The organism is Vibrio genomosp. F10 str. 9ZD137 (assembly GCF_049974785.1).
In the GTDB taxonomy this organism is placed as follows: Bacteria; Pseudomonadota; Gammaproteobacteria; order Enterobacterales; family Vibrionaceae; genus Vibrio.
The window spans coordinates 1-302 of sequence record NZ_JBNGCJ010001019.1; the positions used below are offsets into that span (position 1 = coordinate 1).

Here is a 302-nt window from a genome sequence, read left to right on the forward strand (position 1 = left end):
CCAGAGGTAATCGCAGCTGGAGTAGAAATCACTAATGCGCACGGGCAAGCGATAAGGAGTAAAGCCAGTCCTCGGTAGACCCACGTTTCCCAAGGTTGGGAAAATAGTAAAGGAGGCAGTGTAATCACCGCTAAGGCAACCACCATCATCAAAGGCGTATACCATCGGCTGAATTTATCTAAAAAACGCTCCAATGGTGCTTTGCGAGATTCCGCTTCTTCAATTAAATGCAAAATCCGATCAATGGCGTTTTCACCTTGTTTAGAGGTGATAGTGAAGCGCACCACTCTGTCTACGACGAC

Annotated in this window: 1 pseudogene; it reads right to left on the reverse strand. The window is 47.0% G+C overall.

The features are described 5' to 3' along the window. A pseudogene (gene zntA / locus ACP45E_RS21720) lies at nucleotides 1–302 on the reverse strand (Zn(II)/Cd(II)/Pb(II) translocating P-type ATPase ZntA); the annotation flags it as partial.